Raw genomic sequence first — 14,702 nt, 5'->3', positions numbered from 1 at the left:
TTCGAACCCCGACAGACCCTGGTTCCGGGCAAAGCTCGTGGTCCGGAACAGATAGCGCTGGCCGCCAATGCAGCAAACACGGCTCCGAACCCCGGAACCGTGTGTCAGGCCATTTTAGCATGAATCACAAACATGCAGGTCGGAGTTAATTTCGAGGACATTTGCTGCGGCGATTGCGGCAAATCGACTCTGGCGCCGGTGCTGGTCGGTAGCGGGCTACTCCGCCCGCAGGTATTCGGGCACGTCCGCGCTGCACGCGTAGATGCTGCTCGAGGCGGGTCGCTCGGAAGCCTTCACGGTGGTCGTCAGCTGGATCGTGCCGCTGTCAGAGGGTGGAATGAGCACCTCACGGCGCCCGACCTCGACGCTGTCGCGGGCCATCGCGCGCACGAAGCAGACCACCGGCCGGCTCGGATCCTTCCTGGTGACCTTGATCCGGATCGACATCGTGGCATCGTCGACAACGGTGTAGCCGAGTTGCTCGGACTCGATGTCCTCGGGGCCGTATTTCTGCCAGCCGAGAAAGGCCACGCCGCAGCCGAGCACCGCGACGGCCGCGATGAGCGCGGGGGCCAACCAGCGGGGGCGCGCGGACGGCTGCTTTCCGTACCGGTCGGTCGGCCTGCGGATCGCCGCCGGAGCCGTGGCGTCGTCGCGCTCGCCCATGAGGTCGCTCCCGGGGGGTAAGTCGGAACAAATGTCGGTCGAATGGAACTATAGGGAACGAAGACCAGACACCCGCGAGCGAGAGCGATGGTGAACGAGACGTGAGTGGCCTTCGCCTCATGGCGGTGCATGCCCACCCCGACGACGAATCCAGCAAGGGTGCCGCGACGACCGCGCGGTACGCCGACGAGGGACACGACGTCCTCATCGTCACGCTGACCGGCGGGGAACGCGGCAGCATCCTGAACCCCGCGATGGACACGCCCGGCGTCCTGGATCGGATCGAGGAGATCCGTCGCGAGGAAATGGCCGCGGCGGCCCGCGCGCTCGGCGTGCGCCAGCACTGGCTCGGCTTCGTCGATTCCGGGCTGCCCGAAGGTGATCCGCTGCCGCCGCTGCCCGAGGGCAGCTTCGCGCTGGTCCCGCTGGAGGAGGCCACCGAGGCGCTGGTCCGGGTGGTGCGCGAGTTCAAGCCGCACGTGATGACCACCTATGACGAGCTGGGCGGCTACCCGCACCCGGACCACATCCGCTGCCACGAGGTCTCCATGGCCGCGTTCGAGGCGGCGGGCGATCCGCAGCGTTTCCCCGACGCGGGTGCACCGTGGACGCCGCTGAAGCTGTACTACGACCACGGCTTCACCGCACGGCGGATGGAGGTCTTCGCCGAGGAGTACGAGCGGATGGGTGAGCCCTTCCCGCTACAGGAGTGGCTGGACCGGATGCGCAAGTACGTGCCCGAGCGCGGCGACGTGTTCTCCAGGGTCACCACGCAGATCGAGTGCGCCAAGTACTTCCCGCAGCGCGACGACGCCCTGCGCGCGCACGCCACGCAGATCGACCCGAACGGCGCGTTCTTCGCCATTCCGCTCGAGCTGCAGCAGCGGCTCTGGCCGACCGAGGAATTCGAGCTGGCCAAGACCCGGGTGCGCACCGCGCTGCCGGAGACCGACCTGTTCGCCGGTATCGAGGACGAGCAGCGGTGATGTTGGTTCTGCTCGCTCAGACATCTCCCGGCACGCCGACCGGACCCGAGTTCGGCAAGGCCTCGCCGCTCGGCTTCCTGATCATCCTGATCCTGCTGGCCGGCACGGTGCTGCTGGTTCGCTCGATGAACAAGCACATCAAGCGGCTGCCCGCGACCTTCGAACCGGATCACCCCGAGCCGGATCAGGAAGCCGATGAGGGCACCGAGCACGGCATCACTACGCGCGCCGAGGAGGGCGGCCCGGACGGACCGCCGCTGCGCACCTGACCAACCGTCAGCGCTGCTAGCTCTGCTGCTGGGTGAGCGCGGTGTAGGCGGTGGCGGCCGCGTTCTGCTCCGCCTCCTTCTTCGAACGCCCGACGCCCGTGCCGTAGGCGACGCCGCCGACCACCGCGGTCGCGGTGAACTCCTTGTCGTGGTCCGGCCCGGTCGAGGTGATCTCGTAACTGGGCACACCGAGACCGTGTTCGGCGGTGTGCTCCTGCAGGCTGGTCTTCCAGTCCAGGCCCGCGCCCATCTTGGCGGCCCGCTCGAGCAGGTCGTCGAACAGACGCAGCACCACTTCGCGCGCGACGTCGATGCCGTGTTGCAGGTGTATCGCGCCGAGCAGCGATTCCATGCCGTCGGCGAGGATGCTGGTCTTGTCGCGGCCGCCGGTCAGTTCCTCACCCTTGCCGAGCAGCAGGTGCGGGCCGAGCCCGGCCGGACCCAGGCTGCGCGCGACCTCGGCGCAGGCGTGCATGTTGACCACCCGGGACCGGATCTTGGCCAGATCGCCCTCCGACCGTTGCGGATGCCGCAGGTACAGGCTTTCGGTGATACTCAGCCCAAGTACCGAATCGCCGAGGAACTCCAGGCGCTCGTTGGTCGGCATCCCGCCGTTCTCGTAGGCGTAGGAGCGGTGCGTCAGTGCCAGGGTCAGCAGTTCGTCGTCGATCGGGACGCCGAGGGCCGCAAGAAGATCCGCGTGTAAGTCGGGGTCGGTGCCGCGCTGCTCGGTCATGCGGCCCGCCTGGGCTCTGCCTGCCGCAGCGATGCGCCGCGCACGCGCGGGCCCGCGGGCCTGGGTATCGCGACGACACCCGCGCCGGTTCGGGTTCTAGACGATCGCACGACCGACCTTCCTGATAGCACACCGGTACTGCGCTGCACCGACGTGAGTTTACCCACCGTCGTCCTTCGCGAATGCGCAGTGGAAAACCGAGTCGTCGCAGGCCACGATCGATATGTGAGCTGGATCACAGGGGTGGGCATCCCTGTTGGATAACCAAGGGACGCGCGGCGCGTGAAAGGGGAAGTGGGGGAAGGTAAATGGTGGCTAGACTGGTGGTGGCGCGCGGTGTGCGCCGCGTTGGTTCGATGTCGTGGAGGTCGTGACTATGGGTGCCGCAGTGGCGCCGATCCGCCTGCGCGTGGTCGGCGGTGCCGAGGGATATCAGGCGTCGGCGCAGGGGTGTGGCTTCGTCGGGTTCCTCAGCTTCACCGGCCCCGGCATCGACCGTGACCTCTCCGCGTCCGGCACCGAGGTGGATCCGAGTTGGATCGTGCACGGGATCGGGCGCGGGCGGGTGTGCGTCGTGGCATTTCAAAAGGATGGGCGCGGGTTCCGGGATATCGCGGTGGAGTGCTGGAACATCGATTGACCTGGTCTCCGGATCCTTCCCGTGGCAAAATCTTTTACTATTCCTTGACTTTCACTGGCGGAAATCGGCTGTCGGGCCACTGAACCGGCAATGTGTGTTCTGCGACATCGATGTGAATTCAATCGGCACATCAGGTTTCGATAACCGCGAACCGGGGTATGAAATCTCGTCGGACCCGAGTGGAAGCGATTGGCCTCCGCTCCGGCGCGTAGCGCACTCTACGGTGGTAACAGTAGTGGCTCAACAGTTTTCAGATATCGCGGTGCACGTTGCGCGCGCACCCGTGGCATTGCACACTGTAACGAGTTGTATTCGGCACGCACATTGCTTTCCTGTCGGCCACCGAGAAGCACACTGCTGGCAACCTGTTCAGGCGAGAGCAGCTTTCGCAACGGCCTCCGCATTTCGCCTGCCTGTGTTACCAATTCAGCCAGACCGCTCGACCGAAGGAAGCTCATGGACAACGTGATCGGACAGATCGACCGTGCACTCGAGGCGACGAGCGTCATCGTTTCCGCCTTGGACGACAGCTCGCTGGCCGCGCCGACACCGTGTCGGGAGTGGGACGTGCGCACCGTGTTGAACCACATGGTGGGCGGTATGCACGTCTACGCGGCCGCGTTGAGCGGCACGGATTCGGGCGCCGATCACGAATCCGATTGGCTCGGCGGCGATCCGCAGGGTGCCTACGCCGCGGCGGCGGAGGTGGACCGGGCCGCCTGGCACCGGCCCGACGCGCTCGATTACCGGGTGCGCACGTCGTTGGGCACGGTGCCCGCGTCGACGGCGGCACTGGTCCATCTCACCGAGCTCGTGGTGCACGGAGTGGATATCGCGGTGGCCATCGATCGCGCCGACCTCGCCGACGACGAGCTGTGCGGCGAACTCCTCGCCATCATGCGGACCAGGGGTGGCATCGATAAGTTCCGGGTGCCCGGGGTCTTCGGTGCTCAGGTCGCGGTCGAGGAGGGGGCGTCCGCGCATCGCAGGCTGCTCGGCTATGTCGGCCGCGAGGTGCTGGCGCGCACGCCGTAGTGCGGGCGCGCGGCTACCGAATCCGCACCACGGTCGACGCGGCGAGCAGCAACAGCTCGTGCGAGGCCGTGTGCTGGTAGGCGAGACGGCCGCTGTGACTGCGGTGCAGTGCGTGTTGTTCGGCGTGGGCGTCCGATATCGTGGTGGCGATGATCCGAGCTGCGTCGTCGCTCGGACGCGTGCCGCTGAATTTGCGCATGGCAATTCTGCCCTTTCCGGCGGAGTAGCAGGGTGGACTGATTTCACTCGCGCCCAGGACATTTCGAGCACGCTATAGGCAAACGTCGATCACCGTTGCCCGCGCGTTGGGCGCTCTGCGTACTGTATCGGGTCGAATTCGACCGGCGCATCCTATTTTTCGGCGCTGCGCGCGGCCTGGTCAGCGCTGGGCCGGACCGGATGCCGCAGGATGGTCCTGTTCTTCGGGCCCGCCGAGCGGCGTGGGTCGGTGAGATAGATCTCGTGGTGACGGCCGTTCATCGTCAATCCTTCGGCCCGCATGAAGGCGTCCATTCGGGCCAGGGTGTCCGGTTCGGTCGCGTACGGACCGATGTGCAACGCCTGAATGGCGTCGCCCTCGCTGAATTCTTCGAACTTCGCGCCCGACACCAGATCCGCGGTGACGAACTCCGGCATGCGAATCATCAGCTTCCAATGCCATTGCTCGCGCGGGACCGTCAAGGGGGGTTCATCGGATTCCACCCACCAGAGTCCCTCCAGTTTCGGCACCACGAAATCCTGGTCGGCGGACTTGGCCACCTTCTTCGCGCCGTAGGCGGCGCGGTAGAGGGTCTCCAGCGCCGCGCTGTACTCCGGCCCTTCCGGTGCGCCCGAGCCGGCGACGGTCACGTATCGGTAGCTACCGAAAACGCGGCGGATCGGGTCGGTCGGAGCGTGGTAGTAGTGCTTGTCGGTCTTGGCCAGGTCGAGCTTCATCTGGTCCTCCTGTCGGGTTCGCGGACGAAAGGTCAGCCTCGATGCTCCAGTGACCGGAGAGTCAAGCACAGCGGGACGACACGGCGGGCCCGCGCGCTACTCGGTGCTCCGTCGTAGATCGCGAACGCTCACCGCGATCACCGCGCGGGCCAGCGCGCGCAGATCGTCGGCGATGGAATCCGGTTCGACCGCGCCCTCGAACCCCTCCAGGATCGCGCCGTCCGGCCAGCGCACCTCATACCGGTACCAGCACCACCGCTCGCTCGGATGGTAGGGAAGATCGAGCTCGAGCCGCACCGCCATTTCCTTCAGCGCCGCGGACACCTCCGCGGCCCACCCCGAGTTCGCGACCTGCCACCACACCGGACTGTGCCGCTCGCCCTCGAAGATCTCGACCCGATACGTAAACAGCCTGCCCCCTCACCGACGTGATCACCTCTGGACACCATGCCAGACCGCGCCCCTCCGCACCGCGAAACCGCTGTGAGCACGGCAAATTCGTTCGTGCGCACTACTTTTGGGGGCATCGCAGTGCTTGCGACCGATCATTCGGGCATGTGAGCATGAGAGCGAAACAAGCACGTTTGATCGATGTGGGAAAACCACTGGCAGTAGGGAATTCGAGCATGTTCCGAACGATGACCGCGCGGTGTGGTGTGGCCCTGGCCGGTGGTGTGGTGCTGTTGCTCGCCGGCTGTGACGCCGAGCCCGCGCGGAGCACGGCTACACCGAGCAGTGCCTCCGTGACCGCTACCGGTGCGACCGCTGCGCCTTCTGTTCCGGAGACTCCCGGTCCCGCTGCGCCCGGCCCGGCGGCGCCCGGTACTGCCGCGCCTTCTGCTCCGGACAGCAACCCCGGCCCGGCCGCACCCGGCACCGCGGTCACCGCGAGTCCGTCCAGCGCTCCCGCCGCCGACGCGTTCTGGGATCCGTGCACCCTTCCCGAATCTGCCCTGACCGCAGCGGGATTGGATGTGGCGACCAAGCAGCGCCTCACCGACTCCGCCTTCCCGACCTGGCAGATGTGCAAATGGCAGGCCGGCGATCGCGCCTTCGAGCTCGTCATGGCCGCCTCCGACCGCACCATCGACACCATGCTCGAACCCGGCGCCTACACCGACCTGCGCCGCACCGAATACCAGGGCCGAAAGGTCATTCAATTCCGCTACGTCGCCGACGTCCACAAGCTGGTCTGCAACATCGCCACTCCCGCCCCCTACGGCAGCATCGCTTTCGCCGTCCGCAACACCCGCGTGCAAACCGACTTCGGCGACCCCTGCACCGACGCCGCCCCGGTAACCACCGTCCTCTTCAAATCCCTTCCGTAAGATCCCGGCGTCGCGTAGCGCCCGGGTACGCGGTTACGTGCTCACAGTGGCGAAAGGGTGCAGGTCGTAGTTCTTCGCGTAGGCGTTCTCGACACCTACCAGGAGATCCACGATCTCGAAATAGCGGTCCCAGAAGGGGGTTTCGCGGAGGGCCTCGATGAGCAGATGGTAGGACTCGTGGTCGTCGGCCTCCCACATCCAGACGTCGGTGACGCGGGTCGAGTAGAACTCGGTGTCGAAGAAGCGGGAGCGAACGCCCTTCGTCCGCTTGTTGATGGCGGGTAGGACTTCGGTTTCGAAGGCGGCGACGCGCTGCGCAACGGTCAGTGCCAGCCATTCCGGTGTGGTCTTCACCAGCATGAACGCGGTGACGGCGGCGTCGGATGATGTCGTGCTCATAGGAATTCCCTTCTGGGGCGGCTCTTTTCGGGATCCGCCGATCGGATGGACAGTGCCATGACCACGAGGTTAGGAATTCGGGAGTGCTGTGCGCCACGCAACTCTGACAAAGGTTATTTGCGTCGCGCGCAACCAAATGGTCCGGCTTCAGCGGCCGAAGGCAGCGGCGTGCTCGGCTGCCCAGGCGGCGAAGTCGAGTGCCGGTCGGCCCAGCAGGCTTTCGACGGTGTCGGTGGTGGGGCCAGGGACGCGCGCGTAGTGCACCGCCTCGACGCCGGTCCAGGTCGCGCCGGGAATGCTCGGTATCGACGGATCTCCCTGCACCACAGTGATTTCCGGCGGCAGCTGCGCGGCGGCGGGGTCGCGGGTCACGGCGGTGACGTCCGCGCCGAGCTATGTCAGCTGTCCGACGACCTCCCGGCCCACTGTTCCGGTGGCTCCGATGATGACGAACATTCCTGGCCGGGGTGTTCCTGCTGATTCTGGCCGTCGGGCTCGGCGGGTTGGTGGCGCGGATTCCGATGGCCGCCTTGGTCGCGGTGATGATCATGGTGTCGGTCGGCACCTCGACTGGCCTTCGATTGCGCCGAAGCCGTTGCGGCGCATGCCGATCACCGAGACCGCCGTGATGCACGACGACGCGGATCAAGGGCTCGCTGCGTGCCGTGCGCAGCCAATTGGCCCTGCTCAATCGGCAGGTCGGCGCCCGGCTCGAACTCAAGGACATCGACTTCGACTGCCTGGACCTGATCAATACCCACGGCCCACTGAGCCCCAGCGCACTCGCGAAGCACGCGGGCGTGCACCCCGCGACCCTCACCGGCGTACTGGACCGGCTGGAACGTGCCGGCTGGATCGTGCGCGAACGCGCCAGCGACGACCGCCGCGCGGTCGTCGTCCGTTCCCTCCCAGACCGACTCGGCGAGATGTACGACCTCCTGTCGGGCATGAACGTGGCCGTAGACGAACTCTGCGCCGACTACACCCCCGAACAACTCGAACTACTCGCCGACTTCCTCGACCGCGTCACCACCGCAGGCCGCACCGCCACCGAAGCCGTGGTCAAGGACTGACCGCGCCGCACCCCATGATCACCTTGGCCGAGCCGTGTCGGCGATCCGGACACCGAGGTCCGTCGAGCACCGAGCAGGCGCCCCGGATCCGGTTGCGTTTCCGATCGCTCAGCGGCCGCAGTACGCCAGCTTCGGCGAGGCGGTTGATTGCCGCGAAAACGCTGCTGCACGAAGCGCTTGTCAGTGTTTCCGCCTCCTCCGCGGACAGGATGGGTTGGGCACACGGAAAGCCGCCACGTTAGTCCGAGTTCGCCTGATAACTCGGACTAACGCAACGATTAGTCCGGGTTGGCCTCGGGCGCGAGAGGCGAGCATGGGTCGGGTTCGGCGGCATCCTGATGTGGCAGGCTGGGAGTGTGAACCAATTGGCCGGTGCGACATCTCCCTACCTACGTCAGCATGCCGGCAATCCGGTGCACTGGCGGGAGTGGGATGCCGCTGCCCTGGCGGAGGCGGCAGAGCGGGACGTGCCGATTCTGCTGTCGATCGGATACGCGAGTTGTCACTGGTGCCATGTGATGGCGCACGAGTCGTTCGAGGACGAGGCGACGGCGGCGTTGATGAACGTCGATTTCGTGTGTGTGAAGGTGGATCGGGAGGAGCGGCCCGATCTGGACGCGGTCTACATGAACGCGACGGTGGCGATGACGGGGCAGGGTGGTTGGCCGATGACGTGCTTCCTCACCCCGGCGGGGGAGCCGTTCTATTGCGGGACGTACTACCCGAAGGTGCCGCGCGGTGGGATGCCGTCGTTCACCCAGTTGCTCGCCGCGATCACCGATACCTGGCGGAACCGGCGCGACGAGGTCGACCAGGCGTCGGCGCAGGTGACGGCGGCGTTGCAGGCGCAGGCCGCGGGCTTACCCGACTCGGAGTTCACGATCACGCCGGAACTGCTCGATCACGCGGTCGCGGCGGTGCTGCGGGACGAGGACCCGAAGCACGGCGGATTCGGTGCGGCGCCGAAGTTTCCGCCGTCGGCGCTGCTGGAAGGATTGCTGCGCAGCTGGGAGCGCCTGGGTGATCCCGCGGTGCACGCGGTGGTCGCCCGCACGGCCGACGCGATGGCGCGCGGCGGCATCTACGACCAGCTGCGCGGGGGTTTCGCGCGGTACTCGGTCGACGCCGCCTGGGTGATCCCGCACTTCGAGAAGATGCTGTACGACAACGCCCAATTGCTGCGCGTTTACGCGCACCTGGCGCGCCGGGAGTCGCGGGAGTCGTTGGCGCACCGGATCACTCGGGAGACGGTGCGGTTCCTGCTAGACGATCTCGGTACCGAGCACGGCGGATTCGCCTCCGCCTTGGACGCGGACACGCACGTGGAGCCGGGTAAGCCGGGGGTGGAAGGCGCCACCTATGTGTGGACGCCGGACGAGCTGACCGATGTGCTCGGTCCGGACGACGGTACTTGGGCCGCAACCTTTTTCGGGGTGTCCGAGGCCGGGAATTTCGAGCACGGCACGTCGGTGCTCACCCGCTACGTCGAACCCGAAGCGGCGGAGCACGATCGGCTCGAACGGGTGCGTGCGACATTGCGTAAGGTCCGCGACGGCCGTCCGCAGCCGGAACGCGACGACAAAGTGGTCACCGCGTGGAACGGCATGGCGATCACCGCGCTGGCCGAGGCGGGCGCCGCGCTCGGCGTGGACGAGTGGGTGGCGGCCGCGGCTCGGTGCGCGCGATTCCTGTTGTCCGAGCACGTGATCGACGGCCGGGTGCGTCGGGCGTCGCTGCACGGTACGGCGGGTACGTCGCCGGGCGTGCTCGAGGACTACGCGTGGCTCGTCACCGGCCTGCTCGCGTTGCATCAAGCCACCGGCGAGCTCGACTGGCTCCGGCACGCGCAACGCTTGCTGGACACCGCGATTCAGCACTTCGCCGACCCGGCGACCCCCGGCAGCTGGTTCGACACCGCCGACGACGCGGAAACCCTGGTCACCCGCCCGCGCGACCCGATCGACGGTGCGACTCCGGCGGGCGCGTCGGCGCTGGCCGAAGCCCTGCTCACGGCGGCGGGCAGCAGCGAGCCCGGCCTTGCCGTGCCGTATCGCGAACTGGCCGAGCAGACCCTGCTGCGCGGCGCGGTGGTGCTGGCCCGCGCGCCGCGCTCGGCCGGGCAGTGGCTCACCGTGGCCGAGGCCGCATTGCAAGGCCCGCTGCAGATCGCCATCGCCGCCGAGTCTGCGAGTGCCGCAACGGAACTGATTGCGACAGCGCGAGTGACGGCACCCGGCGGAGCGGTCATCATCGCCGCCGCACCGGACGCGGTGCCGCTCCTCGCGGATCGCCCCCTGCTACACGGCGCACCTGCCGCCTACGTATGCCGCGGCGCGGTCTGCGACCTCCCGGTGGGCACCACGGATGAACTACGCACCGCCCTGGAGCGAAACCTCGACTAGGTGATCTGTTCCGTCGCGGAATCGAGCCGGCCGACGCCGCGCAGTTCCCATTACCCTGCGCGCGTGTCTGTCGAAAGACACGCGTGAGGGACACGAAAGTACGGGCGGGCTCTGGAACAGGTCCGACTCGCGCCGTCGAGCAAGGCCGCATTGGCCGCCAACAGCGTCATCGACTGGGTACTGTTCGCTCCGGTTCGATGCGCCGAGCATCTTCGCGGCGCCGCTCGACCGTGTGCGCGGCGGACGCTGCCGGATCTCGGGTGGATTCTGCTGTGGCACTGCGGACTTCGACAACCGGGGTCGCGTCGGCTCGCGCGGTGCGCGGACAGCAGGTGAAGGACGGTCTGATTCCGCGCGATCCAGTGGATCCGTGTTTCTCCAGGCTCACCACTGCGATCGGGCGGATCCTTGTCGCCGGACGTGATGCCCCGGACACTTACCGCGATCAAGCCCCTCGTGACACGCACGGGTGCCTGCCGACGCGCTCGTTTGCGACTTGGTCATTCGCTCACCAGGTAGTGGTGGCGGCATCGGCCGAGAGCCCAACGCCACCATTACCTGGTGATCAATTGACCAGTTCGTGCCTTGGTCTTACCTCGGTGTCAGTCGGTCTCCGTTGCGGCCGTGCGCGCTTCGGTGACCGTGCTGCGATCGGTAGTCGGATCGGCGGTGCCATTGCGGTCGATGACCGGACTTGCACCTGCGGTACTTGCGGCACTTGTCGATCCGGTGGCCCCGGAGACACCGGTGGCAGCGGCGGACCCGGTGGCAGTGATGGGTTCGGTCGATCTGGTAGCCCCAGTAGTCCCGGCGACATCGGTGGCAGCGGCGGGCCCGGTGGCGGTGGTGGGTCCGGTGGTCCTGGTGGCAGTGGTGGACTCAGTGGCGGTGGTGGGTTCGGTTGACCTGGTGGTGCTGGTGGCGGCGACGGACTCAGTGGCAGCGGTGGGCACGGTCGATCCGGTGGGCCCGGTGGCAGTAGTGGGCCCGGCCGATCCGCTGGCACTGGCCGACTCGGGACCGGTGCGCCGGTCGAGGTCGGTCCAGCAGGCGGTGGGGGTCTGCATGCCGCGGAGCAGGATGGTTTCGTAGTGCACCCATTTGGCGCGTTCGTGTGCGGCCGCCGATTCGATGACCGCGCCGCTCACCAGGATTCGCCGCGGCACCTCTTTGGCCTCGGTGGTGAGGCGGGCGGCCTCGTTCACGGCGTCGCCGATGACGGTGTATTCCAGGCGGGTGTCGGAGCCGACGTTGCCCGCGAAGACCGATCCGTGCGCGACGCCTATGCCGATGTCGAGTTCGCCCGCGGCGACCACCTCGTCGCGGATCCGGCGGGCGGCGCGCAGTGCGGGGGTCGCGTTGTCGCGCAGGTCGATCGGGGCGCCGAAGATGCACAGCGCCGCGTCGCCCTCGAACTTGTTGACCAGTCCGTTGTTCTCCTCGGTGGCCGCGACCACGGTCGCGAGCAGCCGGTTCAGCTTGGCCACGAACTGTTCAGGGGGCAGCCCGGTGGACAGCTCGACCGAGCCGGTCACGTCGACGAACAGCGCGGTCACCGTGCGCACGTCGCCGGTCAGGTCGACGCCGCCGGCGAGGGCGCGCTCGGCCACCTCGTTGCCGACATGCCTGCCGAACAGGTCGCGCATGCGTTGGCGCTCGGACAGATTCGCGGCGAGTTCGTTGACGGAGTTCTCCAGCCTGCCGATCTCGCTGGTGCTGCCCACCGGCACCCGTACGTCGAGATCGCCCTTGGTGATCCGGTCGAGTGCCCGGCGCAGCGTGCGCATCGGTGAGGCGACGGCGCGAGCGAGGAAGGCGGTCGCGATGGCGCCGACGGTCAGGCCGACGATGGACAGGTAGACCCCGGTGCGGATGCGGTCGGTGGGCGCGGCCGCCGGATTGGCCAGCACCACGATCAGCATCAGCAGCGGCAGCGCGCCCGCCACCGCCCAGCTCACCACGACCCGGACCAGCACGGTCGAACTCCAGTGCATGGTGGGTCCGAGCACCGCGGCGACCACCGGAATGGTCGGCCGGATCAACCGGTCCACGATCAGGAAGGTGAGCCCGACCGATTCGAACCCGCCGAGCATGAACAGCGCGGCCAGCACCGCGGGATCGTTGTCGGGCGCCAGATACATCAGCGTGACGGTGGCGACGATGACACCGGTCAGCCACACCGCGAACGCGCGGACGGTAATGATGATCGGCAGGCGCAATACCTGCCTCGCCTCGCTCTCGGTCGGGCGTCGCCCCTGATCGAGCCAGCCGAAGTGCGAGGATCGGTCCCGGAGGGCGAGGCCGACCCCGACCAGGAAGCCCAACGTGGGATAGATGCCCGCGAGCATCACCGATCGGAGCCGGTCGTCGCCGAGCATGCTGAGCGACCCGCTGAGCCACAGCTCGGTGACGATGACGCCGAATCCGCTGAAGTTGGCCGCGATCACCATGGCCGCCAAGCCCGCGCGGGCTTTGAGCGCCCAGATGACCAGCCGCGCGATCATGTCGCGTGCCGCTCGGGCCGATGCGGCCTGCGGACCGCGACGAGGAACACGAACGAGCAGCTTAGAGCAAACCGGGCGGTCACCCGGCGGGTTGGGCCGGTCAGCGGAGTACGACCAGCCAGACCGCCACGTAGTGCGTCAGCGCGGCGAGCACCGTGGCGGCGTGGAAGAACTCGTGGTGACCGAACACGGCCGGCCACGGATTGGGCCATTCGGTGGCGTAGAGGATCGCGCCGCCGCTGTAGATCAGGCCGCCGATGAGCAGCAGGATCAGCGGGGCGATACCGACATTGGTGTTCAGCTGGCCGGCGACGGGCACGATCGCCCAGCCCAGCAGGAGATAGAGCGGCACGCCAACCCAGCGTGGGGCGGTGGGCCACAGCAGCTTCAGCGCGACTCCGGCCAGGGCGCCCGCCCACACCACGATCAGCAGAGTCTGTCCGGTGCGGCCGGGCAGGCCGAGCAACGCGAACGGCGTGTAGCTGCCCGCGATGAACAGGAAGATCATCGAGTGGTCCGCGCGTTTCATCCGGATCCGGGCCCGCGTGGTCGGCCAGGTGATCCGGTGATAGACCGCGCTGATGCCGAACAGGCCGCACACGGTCAGCCCGTAGACCAGCGTGGACCAGCCCGCCGTCGCCGAGACGGTCGCGGCCTTCGCGATCAACACGATCGCGGCGACGGCGGCGATACCGACCGCCCAGGTGTGGATCCAACCGCGCATCCGAGGTTTGATCAGCGCCTCGGCGAGCGACTCGGGCGCCGAGTCCTCGACCACGCCGGGATCGGTGGCACCGACGGATTCGGACACGAGCTACCTCCTGGTTGAACTCACCGGTAACCTACGGAACCGTAGGTTACCGCCCCTCCGTCACTGTACCGGGAGGTGCGGCGGCTGACAGGATCCTGTCCGTGGGGCGTAGGGTGGCCCGCGTGGAGCTTCCGGTTCAGGTGCGGGGTTTGCCGTATCGCATCTACGAGGCCCGGCTGACCAAGCAGCTGGCCGGCAAACAACATCCCCGCCACGTCGCGGTGATGTGCGATGGTAATCGGCGCTGGGCTCGGGAGAACGGTTTCACCGATGTGAGCCACGGCCACCGCGTCGGCGCGGTGAAGATCGCCGAGCTCGTCGGCTGGTGCCACGCTGAGGGCATCGAGATGGTCACCGTCTATCTGCTCTCCACCGAGAACCTGCAGCGCGATCCCGACGAGCTGGAGACGCTGTTCGAAGTGATCACCGACGTGGTCGAGGAACTGTCGGCGCCGGAACAGAATTGGAGCGTGCGCGTCGTCGGCTCGCTCGACGGTTTCCCCGAGCTGATCGCCAAGCGCATCCGCACCGCCGCCGAGCGCACCGAGGACCGCAACGGGGTGCACGTCAATGTGGCCATCGGCTACGGCGGCAGGCAGGAGATCACCGACGCGGTGCGCTCGCTGGTCCGGCAGGAGATCGCCGCGGGGGAGACCGGCGAGGATCTGGTGCAATCGATCACCGTGAACGCGATCGGCCAGCACCTCTACACCTCCGGCCAGCCGGACCCCGATCTGGTCATTCGCACCTCCGGCGAGCAGCGTCTGTCCGGGTTCCTGCTGTGGCAGAGCGCATACTCGGAGATATGGTTCACCGAGGCGTACTGGCCGGAGTTCCGGCGTGTGGACTTCCTGCGGGCACTGCGCGACTACGCGGCCAGGCATCGCAGGTTCGGTATCTAGTCCGGCGCGCCCGCG

General features: G+C 67.5%; 17 protein-coding genes and 1 pseudogene. 9 read left to right on the top strand and 9 right to left on the bottom strand.

What is annotated here, in order from left to right:
• Nucleotides 1-216: 216 nt before the first annotated feature.
• On the bottom strand, nt 217-666 hold the full coding sequence (locus F5X71_RS30800) for a DUF4307 domain-containing protein (RefSeq protein ID WP_167465149.1): 450 nt from the start codon (nt 664-666) through the stop codon (nt 217-219).
• A gap of 119 nt (nt 667-785) precedes the next feature.
• Between F5X71_RS30800 and mca the strand changes: the two genes are divergently transcribed.
• Together mca and F5X71_RS30790 are read left to right on the top strand one after the other, a co-directional pair.
• Complete coding sequence (mca, locus tag F5X71_RS30795; protein WP_167466875.1) at nt 786-1,652, top strand: mycothiol conjugate amidase Mca; 867 nt, start codon at nt 786-788, stop codon at nt 1,650-1,652.
• A complete protein-coding gene (locus F5X71_RS30790) occupies nt 1,652-1,921 on the top strand; it encodes a hypothetical protein (RefSeq protein WP_167466876.1) in 270 nt (89 codons plus the stop codon). The genes mca and F5X71_RS30790 overlap by 1 nt, the downstream gene beginning before the upstream one ends.
• A 16-nt stretch (nt 1,922-1,937) precedes the next feature.
• On the opposite strand, the gene rnc is transcribed toward F5X71_RS30790, so the two are convergent.
• Nucleotides 1,938-2,657 (bottom strand): ribonuclease III, encoded by a 720-nt coding sequence (gene rnc, locus F5X71_RS30785; protein WP_167465148.1) that lies wholly within the window; start codon nt 2,655-2,657, stop codon nt 1,938-1,940.
• A gap of 376 nt (nt 2,658-3,033) precedes the next feature.
• Between rnc and F5X71_RS30780 the strand changes: the two genes are divergently transcribed.
• Nucleotides 3,034-3,297 (top strand): hypothetical protein, encoded by a 264-nt coding sequence (locus tag F5X71_RS30780; protein ID WP_167465147.1) that lies wholly within the window; start codon nt 3,034-3,036, stop codon nt 3,295-3,297.
• 456 nt (nt 3,298-3,753) lie between these two features.
• Entirely contained in the window at nt 3,754-4,332 is a 579-nt protein-coding gene (locus tag F5X71_RS30775) for a TIGR03086 family metal-binding protein (RefSeq protein WP_167465146.1), read from the top strand.
• Nucleotides 4,333-4,345: 13 nt separating this feature from the next.
• Here F5X71_RS30775 and F5X71_RS30770 read toward each other — a convergent pair whose 3' ends face one another.
• From F5X71_RS30770 to F5X71_RS30760, 3 genes are all read right to left on the bottom strand, one after another.
• On the bottom strand, nt 4,346-4,531 hold the full coding sequence (locus tag F5X71_RS30770) for a hypothetical protein (RefSeq protein WP_167465145.1): 186 nt from the start codon (nt 4,529-4,531) through the stop codon (nt 4,346-4,348).
• Nucleotides 4,532-4,683: 152 nt separating this feature from the next.
• Nucleotides 4,684-5,268 carry a GyrI-like domain-containing protein gene (locus tag F5X71_RS30765; RefSeq protein ID WP_167465144.1) on the bottom strand — a complete coding sequence of 195 codons (585 nt, stop codon included), beginning with the start codon at nt 5,266-5,268 and terminating at the stop codon, nt 4,684-4,686.
• A 96-nt stretch (nt 5,269-5,364) separates the two neighbouring features.
• Nucleotides 5,365-5,592: a hypothetical protein gene (locus tag F5X71_RS30760; protein WP_167465143.1), complete on the bottom strand. Its 228-nt coding sequence runs from the start codon at nt 5,590-5,592 to the stop codon at nt 5,365-5,367.
• A 314-nt stretch (nt 5,593-5,906) separates the two neighbouring features.
• Between F5X71_RS30760 and F5X71_RS30755 the strand changes: the two genes are divergently transcribed.
• Nucleotides 5,907-6,596, top strand: coding sequence for a DUF3558 family protein (locus F5X71_RS30755; RefSeq protein WP_167465142.1), 690 nt, complete (start codon nt 5,907-5,909; stop codon nt 6,594-6,596).
• A gap of 33 nt (nt 6,597-6,629) precedes the next feature.
• Here the strand turns inward: F5X71_RS30755 and F5X71_RS30750 are convergent, their stop codons facing one another.
• Together F5X71_RS30750 and F5X71_RS36495 are read right to left on the bottom strand one after the other, a co-directional pair.
• Entirely contained in the window at nt 6,630-6,995 is a 366-nt protein-coding gene (locus F5X71_RS30750; RefSeq protein WP_167465141.1) for a darcynin family protein, read from the bottom strand.
• A 147-nt stretch (nt 6,996-7,142) separates the two neighbouring features.
• Nucleotides 7,143-7,367: a hypothetical protein gene (locus tag F5X71_RS36495; protein WP_174817166.1), complete on the bottom strand. Its 225-nt coding sequence runs from the start codon at nt 7,365-7,367 to the stop codon at nt 7,143-7,145.
• 80 nt (nt 7,368-7,447) lie between these two features.
• Between F5X71_RS36495 and F5X71_RS37295 the strand changes: the two are divergent.
• From F5X71_RS37295 to F5X71_RS30725, 3 genes and pseudogenes are all read left to right on the top strand, one after another.
• Nucleotides 7,448-7,626, top strand: a pseudogene (locus F5X71_RS37295) (SulP family inorganic anion transporter); the annotation flags it as partial.
• Between the two features lie 34 nt (nt 7,627-7,660).
• Nucleotides 7,661-8,068 (top strand): MarR family winged helix-turn-helix transcriptional regulator, encoded by a 408-nt coding sequence (locus F5X71_RS30730; protein WP_238815565.1) that lies wholly within the window; start codon nt 7,661-7,663, stop codon nt 8,066-8,068.
• A gap of 338 nt (nt 8,069-8,406) precedes the next feature.
• Nucleotides 8,407-10,470, top strand: a complete 2,064-nt coding sequence (locus F5X71_RS30725) for a thioredoxin domain-containing protein (protein ID WP_167465140.1) — start codon at nt 8,407-8,409, stop codon at nt 10,468-10,470.
• Between the two features lie 602 nt (nt 10,471-11,072).
• On the opposite strand, the gene F5X71_RS30720 is transcribed toward F5X71_RS30725, so the two are convergent.
• Both F5X71_RS30720 and trhA read right to left on the bottom strand, forming a co-directional pair.
• The gene (locus F5X71_RS30720) at nt 11,073-12,974 is read right to left on the bottom strand and encodes a HAMP domain-containing protein (protein ID WP_238815564.1); all 1,902 of its coding nucleotides are present in this window, start codon (nt 12,972-12,974) and stop codon (nt 11,073-11,075) included.
• A 100-nt stretch (nt 12,975-13,074) separates the two neighbouring features.
• Nucleotides 13,075-13,698 carry a PAQR family membrane homeostasis protein TrhA gene (gene trhA, locus F5X71_RS30715; protein WP_167466873.1) on the bottom strand — a complete coding sequence of 208 codons (624 nt, stop codon included), beginning with the start codon at nt 13,696-13,698 and terminating at the stop codon, nt 13,075-13,077.
• A gap of 200 nt (nt 13,699-13,898) precedes the next feature.
• On the opposite strand from trhA, the gene F5X71_RS30710 reads away from it, so the two are divergent.
• Nucleotides 13,899-14,687, top strand: a complete 789-nt coding sequence (locus F5X71_RS30710) for an isoprenyl transferase (RefSeq protein WP_275106813.1) — start codon at nt 13,899-13,901, stop codon at nt 14,685-14,687.
• Nucleotides 14,688-14,702: the final 15 nt, after the last annotated feature.

It is taken from the genome of Nocardia brasiliensis (assembly GCF_011801125.1).
Classification (GTDB): domain Bacteria; phylum Actinomycetota; class Actinomycetes; order Mycobacteriales; family Mycobacteriaceae; genus Nocardia; species Nocardia brasiliensis_C.
The sequence above is the reverse complement of the archived record's forward strand: the minus strand, read 5'-3'. Positions and strand labels throughout refer to the sequence as shown.

What these genes read in the sequence shown, in the direction of transcription:
- F5X71_RS30765 (WP_167465144.1), bottom strand. Translation starts at nt 5,268, where the DNA reads ATGAAGCTCGACCTGGCCAAGACCGACAAGCACTACTACCACGCTCCG.
- trhA (WP_167466873.1), bottom strand. Translation starts at nt 13,698, where the DNA reads ATGCGCGGTTGGATCCACACCTGGGCGGTCGGTATCGCCGCCGTCGCC.
- rnc (WP_167465148.1), bottom strand. Translation starts at nt 2,657, where the DNA reads ATGACCGAGCAGCGCGGCACCGACCCCGACTTACACGCGGATCTTCTT.
- F5X71_RS30775 (WP_167465146.1), top strand. Translation starts at nt 3,754, where the DNA reads ATGGACAACGTGATCGGACAGATCGACCGTGCACTCGAGGCGACGAGC.
- mca (WP_167466875.1), top strand. Translation starts at nt 786, where the DNA reads ATGGCGGTGCATGCCCACCCCGACGACGAATCCAGCAAGGGTGCCGCG.
- F5X71_RS30800 (WP_167465149.1), bottom strand. Translation starts at nt 666, where the DNA reads ATGGGCGAGCGCGACGACGCCACGGCTCCGGCGGCGATCCGCAGGCCG.
- F5X71_RS30780 (WP_167465147.1), top strand. Translation starts at nt 3,034, where the DNA reads ATGGGTGCCGCAGTGGCGCCGATCCGCCTGCGCGTGGTCGGCGGTGCC.
- F5X71_RS30790 (WP_167466876.1), top strand. Translation starts at nt 1,652, where the DNA reads ATGTTGGTTCTGCTCGCTCAGACATCTCCCGGCACGCCGACCGGACCC.
- F5X71_RS30755 (WP_167465142.1), top strand. Translation starts at nt 5,907, where the DNA reads ATGACCGCGCGGTGTGGTGTGGCCCTGGCCGGTGGTGTGGTGCTGTTG.
- F5X71_RS30720 (WP_238815564.1), bottom strand. Translation starts at nt 12,974, where the DNA reads ATGATCGCGCGGCTGGTCATCTGGGCGCTCAAAGCCCGCGCGGGCTTG.
- F5X71_RS30770 (WP_167465145.1), bottom strand. Translation starts at nt 4,531, where the DNA reads ATGCGCAAATTCAGCGGCACGCGTCCGAGCGACGACGCAGCTCGGATC.
- F5X71_RS30725 (WP_167465140.1), top strand. Translation starts at nt 8,407, where the DNA reads ATGTGGCAGGCTGGGAGTGTGAACCAATTGGCCGGTGCGACATCTCCC.
- F5X71_RS30750 (WP_167465141.1), bottom strand. Translation starts at nt 6,995, where the DNA reads ATGAGCACGACATCATCCGACGCCGCCGTCACCGCGTTCATGCTGGTG.